A 13,929-nucleotide genomic window follows, 5' to 3' on the forward strand; every position below is an offset into this window, starting at 1 on the left:
GGGAGATAAGCTATGTTTGAACTGAACAATTTTGATTCTATAAAAATAGGATTAGCTTCTCCGGAAAAGGTCAGAGAATGGTCAAAAGGTGAAGTAAAAAAGCCTGAAACTATAAATTACAGAACTTTGAAGCCTGAAAGAGACGGGTTGTTCTGCGAAAGGATTTTCGGTCCTCAAAAGGACTGGGAATGTCATTGCGGTAAATACAAAAGAATTAGATACAAGGGTATAGTTTGTGACCGTTGTGGTGTTGAAGTTACAAGGTCAAAAGTAAGAAGAGAAAGAATGGGACATATCGAGCTTGCTGCTCCTGTATCCCATATCTGGTACTTCAAGGGAATACCAAGCAGAATGGGCTTGATCCTTGATATGTCTCCAAGATCCCTTGAAAAGATACTGTATTTTGCATCATATGTTGTTATTGACCCGGGTCAGACACCATTGTCCAAAAAACAGGTATTAACAGAAAAGGAATACAGAGACAGTGTTGACAAGTTTGGAATGAATTTCAGAGCTGCTATGGGAGCTGAAGCTATAAAGGAATTGCTTGTTGAGATTGATCTTGAAAGTCTTTCCAAGGAGTTAAGGGCTGAGCTCACTGAATCTACAGGACAAAAGAGAATCAGAGCAGTTAAGAGACTTGAGGTTGTTGAGGCTTTCAGACTCTCAGGTAACCGTCCTGAATGGATGATCCTTGATGTAGTTCCTGTAATTCCGCCTGAACTCAGACCAATGGTTCAGTTGGATGGAGGAAGATTTGCAACATCTGACTTGAATGACCTGTACAGAAGGGTTATAAACAGAAACAACAGATTAAAAAGACTCCTTGATTTGGGGGCTCCTGACATAATTGTAAGAAATGAAAAACGTATGCTTCAGGAAGCAGTAGATGCATTAATTGATAATGGTAGAAGAGGACGTCCTGTAACAGGACCTGGAAACAGACCTCTTAAATCACTTTCGGATATGCTTAAAGGTAAGCAGGGTCGTTTCCGTCAGAACCTTCTGGGTAAGCGTGTTGACTACTCAGGACGTTCAGTTATCGTTGTAGGCCCTGACTTGAAGATATTCCAGTGTGGTCTGCCAAAAGAGATGGCGTTGGAATTGTTCAAGCCGTTTGTAATGAAGAAACTTGTTAATGATGGCTTGGCACATAATATAAAAAGTGCAAAGAGAATGGTTGAAAGAGTAAGAAATGAAGTATGGGACGTTCTTGAAGAAGTAATAAAAGAACATCCTGTGTTACTCAACCGTGCTCCTACACTTCACAGACTCGGTATACAGGCATTTGAACCTGTACTGGTTGAAGGAAGAGCGTTAAAGCTTCATCCGCTGGTATGTTCAGCGTACAATGCCGACTTTGATGGTGACCAGATGGCGGTTCACGTTCCTTTGTCAGCAGAAGCTCAATCAGAGGCAAGATTCCTGATGCTGTCGGCAAATAACTTGTTGGCACCTAAGGACGGTAAACCTATTACCGTACCAACACAGGATATGGTCTTGGGTAGCTATTATCTGACAATAGAAAAGCCAAACGAGCCCGGAGACGGAAAAGTATTCTGTGATATGAATGAAGTTCTTATGGCGTATCAGGAAGGCGTGCTTGGCCTTCATGCACAGATAAAGGTTCGAATTGAAAAGGAAATAAACGGTGTAAACATGAGAAAAGTCATCAGTTGTACACCGGGCAGACTTATTTTCAATGAAGCTATTCCGCAGGATCTTGGCTTTGTAGACAGAAGCGACGAGAGCAAGTTGTTTGACTTGGAAATCAATTTCCTTGTAGGTAAGAAAGAGCTTGGAAAAATTATAGACAAATGTATAAGGGTACATGGAACTACCAAAACAGCCGTTATACTTGATAAAATAAAGGCATTAGGCTTTAAGTATTCCACAAGAGGTGCTATCACAATCAGCGTATCTGATATGGTAATACCTGAGATAAAGAAACAGTATTTGCAAGAGACTGAAAACACTATCGATAATATCGTTAAGCAGTATAAGAGAGGACTAATTTCAGATGAAGAAAGATATAACTCTGTAATCAGTGCTTGGACAGAAACAGGTGAAAGTATCACTAAAGCTCTTATTGATAACCTTGACAGATTCAATCCTGTGTACATGATGTCACAGTCAGGAGCGAGAGGTAATATCAATCAGATTAAGCAGCTTGCAGGTATGAGAGGTTTGATGGCGGATACATCCGGTAAGACCATTGAGATACCGATTAAATCAAACTTCCGTGAAGGCCTTAACGTTTTGGAATTCTTTATTTCAACTCATGGAGCCAGAAAGGGTTTGGCCGATACTGCACTTAGAACTGCTGACTCAGGTTACCTCACAAGACGTCTTGTTGACGTAAGTCAGGATGTTATAGTAAGAGAACTTGATTGCGGTACTGACAAGGGTATTGAAGTTTACGATATCAAGGACGGCGGCGAAATAATTGAACCGTTATCCGAGAGACTTGTTGGAAGATATTTAACCGAAGACATGTATGACACTAATACAAAGGAATTAATAGCATCAAAAGACGAGGCTATCGATGAAAAGAAAGCTTCCACAATAGCTAAATCCGGAGTTAAGAAGGTTAGAATCAGATCAGTACTTACTTGTCACTCAGAGGTTGGAATATGTGCCAAGTGTTATGGTGCTAACCTGGCAACAGGAGATGCTGTAAACGTTGGTGAGGCAGTTGGTATAATAGCTGCACAGTCAATCGGTGAACCGGGTACACAGCTGACAATGAGAACCTTCCATACCGGTGGTGTTGCCGGTGATGACATTACACAGGGTCTCCCTCGTGTAGAGGAATTGTTTGAAGCTAGAAAGCCAAAGGGACTTGCAATTATATCTGAAATAGCCGGTAGCGTTAAGCTTTCAGAATCCAAGAAGAAGAGAGAGGTAATTATTACTTCTGAAGACGGTGAATCAAAATCCTACCAGATACCTTACGGATCAAGAATCAAGGTATATGACGGAGATATTGTTGAAGCCGGAGATGAATTGACCGAGGGTTCCGTAAATCCTCATGATATCCTGAAAATCAAGGGTATCAAGGGAGTTCAGGCATATCTTCTTCAGGAAGTTCAGAGAGTTTACAGGATGCAGGGTGTTGATATCAACGATAAGCATATTGAAGTAATTGTAAGACAGATGATGAGAAAAGTTAAGATAGAAGATGCAGGAGATACCAGCTTACTCCCAGGAGGACTTGTTGATATATTCGAGTTTGAGAAAGAAAATCAAAAAGCTCTTGACGCAGGTCTTAGCCCTGCAACTGGTGAACGTACTCTTCTGGGTATCACAAAGGCTTCACTTGCTACCGATTCATTCTTGTCTGCCGCTTCTTTCCAGGAAACCACTAGGGTTCTTACAGAAGCTGCAATTAAGGGTAAGATTGATCCTCTTGTAGGATTAAAGGAAAATGTTATTATCGGTAAGCTTATACCTGCAGGTACCGGTATGAGTCGTTACAAGGATATAAGTATTAGTAGTGTAGTTGAATAACATTTATAAGGTAAACAAATTGGGGCGGTCATATTATTATGGCCGCCTTTATATTAATAAAAGTCAGTGATTGATACAAATTCTGTATGCTTGACAAAAGATAATACAGAGTGATAAAATAATTCAGTGCATTGATTTTGTGCATTTTTTTGTGTGCAAATTCAGAACACGTCTAAAATAAAGAGAAGACCACAATTGGAGGATTAAAGAATTGTTGGATGATCTTAAACACTGTAAGAAGGCAGTTGGTGTCAAGCAATCCACCAAAGCCGTAGAAAACGGTGTCGCGTCAAATGTTATAATTGCGAGGGATTGTGAGCAGAGGGTCGTAAGAGGAATTATAGAACTTTGTGAGGCAAATGCAATTCCCGTAACATATGTTGATTCAATGAAGCAACTGGGAAAAGCCTGTGGAATTGACGTTGACGCTGCAGTTGCATGTATTTTAAAGTAGCTTATATTTATTTATTCTTACTAATTGGTAAGGTATATATAAAATATATAATAATTACCTTTGAAAGGAGGTGTACTAATGCCAACATTTAATCAGCTGGTTAGAAAGGGCAGAGAAGTTATCGAGAAGAAATCAACTGCTCCAGCTCTCCAGAAAGGATTTAACTCAAAGAAGAAGAAGCCTACAGATTTAAGCAGCCCTCAAAAAAGAGGTGTTTGTACTGTTGTTAAGACTTCTACACCAAAGAAGCCTAACTCAGCACTTCGTAAAGTTGCCAGAGTTCGTCTTACAAACGGTATAGAAGTAACTGCATATATTCCTGGAATAGGACATAACCTACAGGAGCATAGTGTTGTTCTTATCAGAGGCGGAAGAGTTAAAGACTTACCTGGTGTAAGGTACCACATTATTAGAGGTACTCTTGACACTGCCGGAGTTGCCAAAAGAATGCAGAGCCGTTCAAAATACGGTGCAAAGCGTCCTAAGGCAGGTGCCGCTAAAAAGTAATAACACAGCGTGCTGACAAATTTAAAATGTTAGGTGCTTAGTACGTGATTATATATATTTTGTATAAGAGAAAATAGGTTTTTAATAAAATTATCTATAATCTGTTAAACTAGTAAGGTATATTAATGTACTTGCGCTGACGACGGTTTAAACCACGAGTACCTGTGATACTTTCTATGGGTAATATCCCATATCAAATGTTATCATAAAAGGAGGGAAGTAAGGTGCCAAGAAAAGGTCATATTTCAAAAAGAGATGTTTTACCTGATCCAATGTATGGAAGCAAAACTGTTACTAAACTGGTTAACAACGTAATGTATGATGGTAAAAAGGGTGTTGCACAGCAGATATGCTACGATGCTTTTGATATTATCAAAGAAAAAACCGGCAGAGATCCTTTAGAAGTATTCGAAGAAGCTATGGCAAACATTATGCCAGTTCTCGAAGTAAAGGCTAGAAGAGTTGGTGGAGCAACATATCAGGTTCCTATGGAAGTTAGACCTGAAAGAAGACAAACTCTGGGCTTAAGATGGCTCGTTGATTACTCTCGCAAAAGAGGCGAGCGTACTATGAGGGAAAGACTTTCAGGAGAAATACTTGACGCTATCAACAATATGGGTGGAGCTTACAAGAAGAAAGAAGATACTCATAAGATGGCTGAAGCTAACAGAGCATTTGCTCATTATAGATGGTAATAATAATATAAATGGATTGATAATTTATCAATCCGAACTATCGTGAAAGGAGGGTAATCATGCCCAGGCAATTTGATTTGGAACATACTAGAAATATCGGTATAATGGCTCATATTGATGCTGGTAAGACAACAACAACCGAGCGTATACTGTTTTATACAGGAAAAGTTCACAAAATCGGCGAAGTTCATGAAGGTGCTGCTACCATGGACTGGATGGAGCAGGAGCAGGAGAGAGGTATAACTATCACTTCTGCGGCTACTACCGCACAGTGGAAGGGTAACAGGATAAATATTATTGACACGCCGGGGCACGTTGACTTCACTGTTGAAGTTGAAAGATCTCTTCGTGTACTCGATGGTTCGGTAACGGTTTTCTGTGCAAAGGGCGGTGTTGAACCTCAATCTGAAACAGTTTGGAGACAAGCTGATAAGTATGGAGTTCCCCGTATGGCATATGTAAATAAAATGGATATAATGGGAGCTGATTTTTACAACGTAGTCTCTATGATGAAAGACAGATTACAGTGTAATGCAGTACCTATACAATTACCAATAGGCAGTGAAGATAGCTTTATTGGTATGGTTGATTTGGTTACTATGACTGCTCATATATTTAAAGATGATTTAGGTCAGGTAATTGAAGATCAGCCTATCCCTGACGATATGATTGAAATTTCCAAGAAATATCGTGAAATATTACTGGAATCAGTTGCTGAACAAGATGAAGAGACTATGATGAAATATCTCGAAGGTGAGGAACTCACTCTTGAGGAAATAAAGGCCGGTATCAGAAAGGCTACTATTGCCGTTAAAATGATACCTGTAACCTGTGGTTCATCATACAAGAATAAGGGCGTACAACAAATGCTTGATGCAGTTGTTGATTTTATGCCATCACCACTTGATATTCCTGCTATAAAAGGTATTTCAATGGACGGTGAAGAAGATATTGAAAGACCTGCAGATGACAATGGTCCGTTTGCAGCGCTTGCATTTAAGATTATGACCGATCCATATGTTGGTAAACTTTGCTTCTTCAGAGTATATTCAGGAACATTGAACTCAGGTTCTTATGTTCTTAACTCTACAAAGAACAAAAGAGAAAGAATCGGAAGAATTCTTCAAATGCACGCAAACCATAGAGAAGAAATACAGATAGTTTACTCCGGAGATATTGCAGCTGCTGTTGGTCTTAAAGATACAACAACAGGAGATACTCTTTGTGAAGAAAACAATCCTGTAATTCTTGAATCAATGGAATTCCCTGAACCTGTTATCGAAGTTGCCATAGAACCTAAAACTAAGGCTGGACAGGAAAAGATGGGTATCGCGCTCCAGAAGCTGGCTGAAGAGGATCCTACATTCAGAGTTCATACTGACGCTGAAACCGGACAAACTATCATCGGCGGTATGGGTGAACTTCATCTTGATATCATCGTTGACAGAATGATGAGAGAATTCAAGGTTGAAGCTAATGTTGGTAACCCACAGGTTTCTTACAAGGAAACTATTCGTAAGCCTGTTAAGTCTGAAATGAAATATGCAAGACAGTCTGGTGGTAAAGGTCAGTACGGTCACTGTGTAATCGAACTTGAACCAAGAGAACCAGGTGCTGGTTACGAATTCGTAAATAAGATTACTGGTGGTGCTATTCCTAAGGAATATATCGCGCCAATAGATGCAGGTATTCAGGAAGCTATGAATACAGGTGTTCTTGCCGGATATAATGTCGTTGACGTTAGAGTTACTCTTATTGATGGTTCATACCACGAAGTTGACTCTTCTGAAATGGCGTTTAAGATTGCCGGTTCAATGGCTTTCAAGGATGGATGTAGAAAAGCAAATCCTGTTCTCCTTGAGCCTATTATGAAAGTTGACGTTAGCGTTCCTGAGGAATACATGGGAGACGTTATGGGTGGACTCAACTCAAGAAGAGGACGTATCGAAGGTATGGAAGCACGTAGTGGAGCACAGAACATAAGAGCTATGGTTCCACTATCCGAGATGTTCGGATACGCTACTGCACTTCGTTCCTCAACACAGGGAAGAGGTACATTCTCCATGCAGACTAGCCACTTCGAAGAAGTGCCTAAGAGCATTCAGGAGAAGGTTATTTCCAACAGAAGCAGTGCTGAGTAATCATATAGCTGGTTAATTGCAAGAGTAAACTTTATAGTGAAAGCACTGTAAAGTTTACTCCTGTTAAATAAAGTAAATGAGTATAAAATTAGCGCACAGCGCTTTAATGAAAGGATGGAGATTTTAAAATGGCTAAGGCTAAATTCGAAAGAAACAAACCCCACGTTAATATCGGAACAATTGGTCACGTTGACCATGGTAAGACTTCTTTAACAGCTGCTATCACTAAGGTTCTTGGATTCTCAGGAAGAGCTGAATACAAGGCATACGACCAAATCGATGCTGCTCCAGAAGAAAGAGAAAGAGGTATTACAATCAATACCGCTCACGTTGAGTACGAAACTGAAACAAGACACTACGCTCACGTTGACTGCCCAGGCCATGCCGACTATGTTAAGAACATGATCACTGGTGCTGCTCAGATGGACGGTGCTATCCTCGTTGTTTCAGCTGCTGACGGCCCAATGCCTCAGACAAGAGAACACATTCTTCTTTCACACCAGGTTGGTGTTCCTTACATCATCGTATTCTTGAACAAATGCGATATGGTTGATGATGAAGAACTTATCGAATTGGTTGAAATGGAAGTTAGAGAATTGTTGAGCACATATGAATTCCCAGGTGATGATACTCCTATCGTAAGAGGTTCAGCTCTTGTAGCTCTGGAAAGTAATTCAACTGATATAAACGCTCCTGAATATGCTCCAATCGTTGCTCTTATGGCAGAAGTTGACAAATATATCCCAACTCCTGAAAGAGCTACTGACAAGCCATTTATCATGCCTGTAGAGGATGTTTTCTCAATCACAGGTCGTGGTACTGTTGCTACTGGTAGAGTTGAAAAGGGTATCGTTAAGGTTGGAGACGAAGTTGAAATCGTTGGTTTGATGGAAGCTCCAAAGAAAACTGTTGTAACTGGTGTTGAAATGTTCAGAAAGCTTCTTGACCAAGCTCAAGCTGGTGACAATATTGGTGCTCTCTTAAGAGGTGTTCAGAGAAACGAAATCGAAAGAGGACAGGTTCTCGCTAAGCCAGGATCAATCAAGCCTCACACTTACTTTGAAGGTCAGGTTTACGTTTTGACTTCTGCTGAAGGTGGAAGACATAAGCCATTCTTCAATGGTTACAGACCACAGTTCTATTTCAGAACAACTGACGTTACAGGTGTTATCGAAATTCCAGAAGGAACAGAAATGGTTATGCCTGGTGACCACATCACTATGAAGATCAAATTGATCACTCCTATCGCTATGGATGAAGGACTTAAGTTCGCTATCCGTGAAGGTGGTAGAACAGTTGGTGCTGGTAACGTTTCAAAGATTATCGAATAATTTTTAATTATATATTGTAATTAAAAGATTATTTAAAAGATATACAAAAGGCAGAGTCTGATTACAGACTCTGCCTTTTGTGTTATACATGGGTAGTGTTACTAAGGTAAGGTTATGGAAAGTGTTGCTATAGAGCTATGTAAAATTGCAATAATTTTTAAGATGTGTTATTTTTATATTAAAGTTACATAAAAGTTATACATAACTGAGGAGAAAATCGATTATAAAGTATTAATCTTAAAAATAACTTGAAGATTCCGCTATGTTCATGAGGTGTTATCGGGGGGAGTTGTATGGGTAAAAAGCGGTTTTTTAGCTTGCAATACAAGGTGTTGCTTTTTTCGTTCATAATAATAATTATACCGATAACGGTTTTAGGAATCATATCTTTTGTAAAATCATCTCAGATACTCCAACAAAAGTTAGCAATATCTAATATGAACACCGTTAAACAGATTGGTAACAATATTGAGTTTATAGTAGAAAATATTGGTGACACATCCCTGTATCTTATACAAAATGAGGATGTAAGGGAATTTCTAAAGCTTAGGTCGGATGAGCCGACAGAGATAATAACAAAAAAGAAAATAAAAATAGAAACCGATTTAATGCAATTATTGGCTTCCAAATCTTTTGTAAACTCAATATATATAAAAGGCTTTAATAATTTTGAACTCAATACTGCAGGTACCAGAAATGAAATCGATTCAACTACCATAGACAAGGTATCAGGATTAAGAGGAAAATCCATGTGGTATATAAATAAGGTCGTTAATTATAATGATAAAAGCACAAATGTATTTTCTATGATTAGAATAATAAATGATGTAGCAAATGTTTCTAGTAAGCTTGCTATTCTTAAAATTAATATAGAAGAAAATGCTTTTTTTAACATATATAAGGATAAGATAATCGGAAAAGGTGATAATTTCTTTATTATTGACAATGAAGGAATTGTAATATCAGCGACTAATAAAAGTAAAATTGGACAAAAATTTGAAAATAATGATTTCGGAATAAATTCATTGGATTCGATGGAAGACTATTTTAACTATAGTAGAAATGGAATTAATTACCTGGTAACTTATTATACAATTGACAGCCTGGGATGGAAGGTTGTTAATATGGTTCCAATGCAGGAACTTCTTAAGGAAAATATAAGAACTCAGAGTGCGATTCTTTCAGCAATGATTATAAGCTTTTCAGTTTGTGTTATTATTGCGATACTTTTTTCAAAAGGGATATTACGTAGACTTAAGAAGCTTTATAAGATGATGGGAAGGCTTGAAAATGAAGATTTTGATGTATATGTGGAGCCTCAGGGAAATGATGAAATTACCCTGTTGAGTAGAAATTTTAATAAAATGTCTACGACATTAAAAGAATTGATACAAAAAGTATATACGGTTCAGATAAAGCAAAAGGAGGCTGAACTCAGAGCATTGCAGGCTCAAATTAATCCTCACTTTCTTTATAACACTCTTGATAACATATATTGGATGGGAAGAATGGAAAAAGCTTATGAAACCTGCACTCTGGTTGAAGCCTTATCAAAGTTGTTTAGGTTAAGTCTCAACAGTGGCAATGAGACTACAACCGTCAAGCGGGAGATAGAGCATGTAAAGAATTATATAGTCATCCAGCAGTCAAGATATAAGGATATGATTAAATTTTCACTGCATGTTGATCCTGAAGTTCTTGAGTGTGTTACTTTAAAGCTAGTTTTACAGCCGCTTATCGAAAACTCCATAGTCCATGGTATTGAAAAGAAGGGGGAAAGCGGTGAAATCGATATTACGGTCAGACAGGAAGATAACAAGCTGGTTTTCATTATTAGTGATAACGGTTATGGTGTCAACCTGGAAGAAATCCAGCAACTTCTTGACAAAACAACTGAAAACAATAAAGGGTTGGCAATTAAGAATGTTAATGACAGAATAAGGCTTTATTATGGCGATAAATACGGCCTTGAATTTTTTAACCGGGTATGTGGCACTACGGCTGTAATAACACAACCCTATAGCATGGAGGCAATGGAAGAATGATTAAGATACTAATAGTTGATGATGAAGCGGTTATACGTAAAGGAATTATAACATCCATTGACTGGGAAGCTATGGGGATGACTTTTGTGGGGGAGGCTTCTAACGGTAGGGAAGGCTTTGAAAAGGCACTAGTATTAAAGCCGGATATTGTCATTACAGACGTTCGGATGCCTGTAGTCGACGGTCTTGAACTGACAAAGATGCTCAGGGAAAACATGCCTGATGTGAGAGTAGTTATTATAAGCGGGTATGACGAATTTAAATATGCTAGGGAAGCACTTCGTATGGGCGTTAATGAATATTTATTAAAACCTATTGGCGCTGATGAACTTGTTAAGATTATGCTTAAGCAAGGCGATGAAATTATCAGAAAAAATAATGAAACCAGTCAGGATATAAGGATTAAGAATATTTTCAGAGAAAACCTCATTTTTATGCAGACGCGGTTTATAACTTCGGTTCTAAAAGGAGAAGGTGGGAATCTGGCCGATATTATCGACAAATCCGAGGAATTGAATGTTGATTTGTCAGGTAAGGAGTTTCAGCTTATTATCATTGATATTGACGATTTCTTTTTGATTACCGAAAATAAGACCAGCAGCGAGAAGGAGCTACTTAAGAATAGAATAAAAAATTCTGCAGAAGAAATTTTGAACCCATCAACAAAGAGTATAGTATGTCACAGTGATGCAGATTATCTATTTTCTGTTATAAATGTTAAGGATTCTAACAGATATGATTTATTTAACCTATATAAGGAAATACGATATACAGTTAAAAAACTATACGGGATAACTCTCACCATAGGTGTCAGCAATATATATAAGGATATATCTGAATTGCCCAAGGCATATGATGAAGTCTTATGTATATTGAAAAAAAAGGTCTTTGTAGGGAAGGACAGGATTATAACCATAAATGAAGTTGAAAAGCTTGGCGCAGTTTCACAAGTTATATATCCATCTTCGGATGAAAAGGAGGTTATAGGATATCTTAAAACAATGGATACCGATAAGCTTTTTATGGTTCTTGAGAGGATGTATTCAAACTTTATTAAAACAAAGGCAGACTATTCTGAAGTAAAAAATATATGTCTTAGAGTTATCGCTATCGCAGAAAGTCAGCTGGATGAGCTTGGAGTTGACTATAGAAATTATGGCGACAGGCAGTTTGGAGGATATGCGGAGATAGAAAAGTATGAAACCCTTGAGGACATTAAGCTTTGGATGAAAAATATATTTCAGGGTTATATAGAGGCTATGCAGAAAGGGAAAAACGAAAAATTTAAAGGTATTGTAAAAGTAGCAATACAATATATGAATGACCACTATTCAGAAAATATAGGGGTGGAGGATATTGCTGCCATTACGTATGTTTCCCCTAACTATTTCAGTAGGGTATTCAAAAAGGAAACCGGAAAAAGCTTTACGGAATGGCTGAATATCGTAAGGCTTGACAAAGCAAAAGTTATTTTGAAGGATATAAAGTTCAGAGTATATGAAGTAGCCGAGAAAGTCGGATATAATGACTATAAGATATTTGCAAACAACTTTAAAAAGTACGTCGGATGTACACCGAAAGAATATAGGGAAAACCTTCTGCAAGCCTCTCAAAATAATACAAACGCTGTAAAATAATCATTTGCAGCGTTTGTATATTAAAGAATCCTTTCATTATGTAAATAAAATATCAACATAACATAAATCACGATATTAGTGTAGATATAAGCATGTTTTTTTTACAATAATAATCTTATAATTCTAATATGAACTGATGGCGCTGCAGTTTCTCAGTAACAATTTCTATTATTTTAATTTCATATCAAAAAACCAATAAGTACTAAGAAATACCAGTTTTCACAAGATAATAAGGGAGGAAAATATTTTATGAAAAGAAGTATTAAGCTTTTAGCCCTTTTGGTAGCAGTTTCAATGATCTTCTCTCTGGCAGCCTGTGGCTCCTCGACCGTATCAGAGGACAGTACAACTTCTTCTTCGGCAGGACAGAGTACTGTTGACTCGGGCAACAGTCAGGAACCTGTAACACTTTCATTTATCCATATGTTCCCTAAAGAGGATACAGAGGGCAATTCAATAGCTTTCCATAAAGCAATGGATAAGTTCAAAGCAGATAACCCGAATATAAAAATAAACGAAGAACCGCTAAGCCATGATAACTACGAGACTAAAGTCAGAACATTGGCGGCCGGTAATGAGCTTCCTGACATGTTTATAGTTAAGGGTTCTATGACTAGCATGTTTATTGATAATAAATTGATTAATCCTGTAGATGATATATTAAATGCAGATCCGGACTGGAAAAACAGCTTTTTGCAAGGTGCTTTCGACGACTTTACAGTTGGAGGAAAAAATTATGGTATCCCTTTCCAGATGCTTAATACACATCTAATTTACTACAATAAGAAATTACTTAATGATGCCGGTATTTCTACATTCCCTACAAACTGGAAAGACTTTCTTGATGCTATCAACAAGCTTAAAGCTAAGGGAATAACTCCTATATCTCTAGGTAACAAAGGTAATTGGGTTGCAGAGTCATGTATCCTCAGTACACTGGGAGACAGATTTACCGGACCTGAATGGTTCACCAGCATTAAGGAGAAAAAAGGTGCGAAGTTTACAGATCCTGAATTTGTAGGTGCTTTGGCAGCTTTGCAGGAGCTTGCAAAAGTGGGAGCATTTAATTCTGATCTGAACAGTATTGACAATATGCAGCAAAAAACACCCTATTACAACGGCAAGGCAGCAATGTTTATGGAAGGTAATTGGGCAATAAGCAATGTAATTAACGACGCACCAAAGGATATACAGGAAAATACAGAACTGGCTCTGCTTCCTGCAGTTGACGGCGGAAAGGGCGATCCAATGGAGAACTCTGCCGGCGGTGCATGGGCTTACAACGTAAACTCAGAATTAGAAGGAGCTAAGCTGACAGCTGCTTACAAGGTGCTTAGAGCTGTTACGGATGCTGATTATGCAAAAATTGCAGTAGAATCAAATGCATTCCCTGCAAGCAATCCAAAGGACGTGGATAAAAGCAAACTTGCTCCACTTTCTTCAAAATATCTTGAGCTTGCTGCCAAGATCAAGCCTGTTCCAATATATGACGCACAGTTGTCCGCGGATTTGATTCAGGTTATGAATACAGGACTTCAGCAGTTATTGATAAACAATATTTCTCCTGAAGAACTTGCAAAGAAGATACAGGCTGAGTACGAAAAATAAC

The 13,929-nt window shown here is 38.2% G+C and carries 9 protein-coding genes; all 9 read left to right on the forward strand.

The window, feature by feature from the left end; all coding sequences use genetic code 11:
• Nucleotides 1-12: 12 nt before the first annotated feature.
• Nucleotides 13-3,510, forward strand: coding sequence for a DNA-directed RNA polymerase subunit beta' (gene rpoC, locus CLO1100_RS01660; protein WP_014312027.1), 3,498 nt, complete (start codon nt 13-15; stop codon nt 3,508-3,510).
• A gap of 211 nt (nt 3,511-3,721) precedes the next feature.
• Nucleotides 3,722-3,964 carry a ribosomal L7Ae/L30e/S12e/Gadd45 family protein gene (locus tag CLO1100_RS01665; protein ID WP_014312028.1) on the forward strand — a complete coding sequence of 81 codons (243 nt, stop codon included), beginning with the start codon at nt 3,722-3,724 and terminating at the stop codon, nt 3,962-3,964.
• A gap of 78 nt (nt 3,965-4,042) precedes the next feature.
• Nucleotides 4,043-4,471 carry a 30S ribosomal protein S12 gene (rpsL, locus tag CLO1100_RS01670; RefSeq protein WP_014312029.1) on the forward strand — a complete coding sequence of 143 codons (429 nt, stop codon included), beginning with the start codon at nt 4,043-4,045 and terminating at the stop codon, nt 4,469-4,471.
• A 224-nt stretch (nt 4,472-4,695) separates the two neighbouring features.
• Nucleotides 4,696-5,166, forward strand: coding sequence for a 30S ribosomal protein S7 (gene rpsG, locus CLO1100_RS01675; RefSeq protein WP_014312030.1), 471 nt, complete (start codon nt 4,696-4,698; stop codon nt 5,164-5,166).
• Nucleotides 5,167-5,225: 59 nt separating this feature from the next.
• Nucleotides 5,226-7,307 (forward strand): elongation factor G, encoded by a 2,082-nt coding sequence (gene fusA, locus CLO1100_RS01680; protein WP_014312031.1) that lies wholly within the window; start codon nt 5,226-5,228, stop codon nt 7,305-7,307.
• 128 nt (nt 7,308-7,435) lie between these two features.
• Complete coding sequence (gene tuf, locus CLO1100_RS01685; RefSeq protein ID WP_014312032.1) at nt 7,436-8,638, forward strand: elongation factor Tu; 1,203 nt, start codon at nt 7,436-7,438, stop codon at nt 8,636-8,638.
• Nucleotides 8,639-8,931: 293 nt separating this feature from the next.
• The gene (locus tag CLO1100_RS01690; protein ID WP_014312033.1) at nt 8,932-10,683 is read left to right on the forward strand and encodes a sensor histidine kinase; all 1,752 of its coding nucleotides are present in this window, start codon (nt 8,932-8,934) and stop codon (nt 10,681-10,683) included.
• A complete protein-coding gene (locus tag CLO1100_RS01695) occupies nt 10,680-12,320 on the forward strand; it encodes a response regulator (RefSeq protein ID WP_014312034.1) in 1,641 nt (546 codons plus the stop codon). Before CLO1100_RS01690 ends, CLO1100_RS01695 begins: the two co-directional genes overlap by 4 nt.
• A gap of 249 nt (nt 12,321-12,569) precedes the next feature.
• Complete coding sequence (locus tag CLO1100_RS01700) at nt 12,570-13,928, forward strand: extracellular solute-binding protein (RefSeq protein WP_014312035.1); 1,359 nt, start codon at nt 12,570-12,572, stop codon at nt 13,926-13,928.
• Nucleotide 13,929 lies beyond the last annotated feature (1 nt).

It is taken from the genome of Clostridium sp. BNL1100, from assembly GCF_000244875.1.
In the GTDB taxonomy this organism is placed as follows: Bacteria; Bacillota; Clostridia; order Acetivibrionales; family DSM-1351; genus Ruminiclostridium.

Excerpts from the sequence above, each read along its gene's own strand:
- rpoC (WP_014312027.1), top strand. The coding sequence starts at position 13 with ATGTTTGAACTGAACAATTTTGATTCTATAAAAATAGGATTAGCTTCT.
- rpsL (WP_014312029.1), top strand. The coding sequence starts at position 4,043 with ATGCCAACATTTAATCAGCTGGTTAGAAAGGGCAGAGAAGTTATCGAG.
- fusA (WP_014312031.1), top strand. The coding sequence starts at position 5,226 with ATGCCCAGGCAATTTGATTTGGAACATACTAGAAATATCGGTATAATG.
- tuf (WP_014312032.1), top strand. The coding sequence starts at position 7,436 with ATGGCTAAGGCTAAATTCGAAAGAAACAAACCCCACGTTAATATCGGA.
- CLO1100_RS01690 (WP_014312033.1), top strand. The coding sequence starts at position 8,932 with ATGGGTAAAAAGCGGTTTTTTAGCTTGCAATACAAGGTGTTGCTTTTT.
- CLO1100_RS01695 (WP_014312034.1), top strand. The coding sequence starts at position 10,680 with ATGATTAAGATACTAATAGTTGATGATGAAGCGGTTATACGTAAAGGA.
- CLO1100_RS01700 (WP_014312035.1), top strand. The coding sequence starts at position 12,570 with ATGAAAAGAAGTATTAAGCTTTTAGCCCTTTTGGTAGCAGTTTCAATG.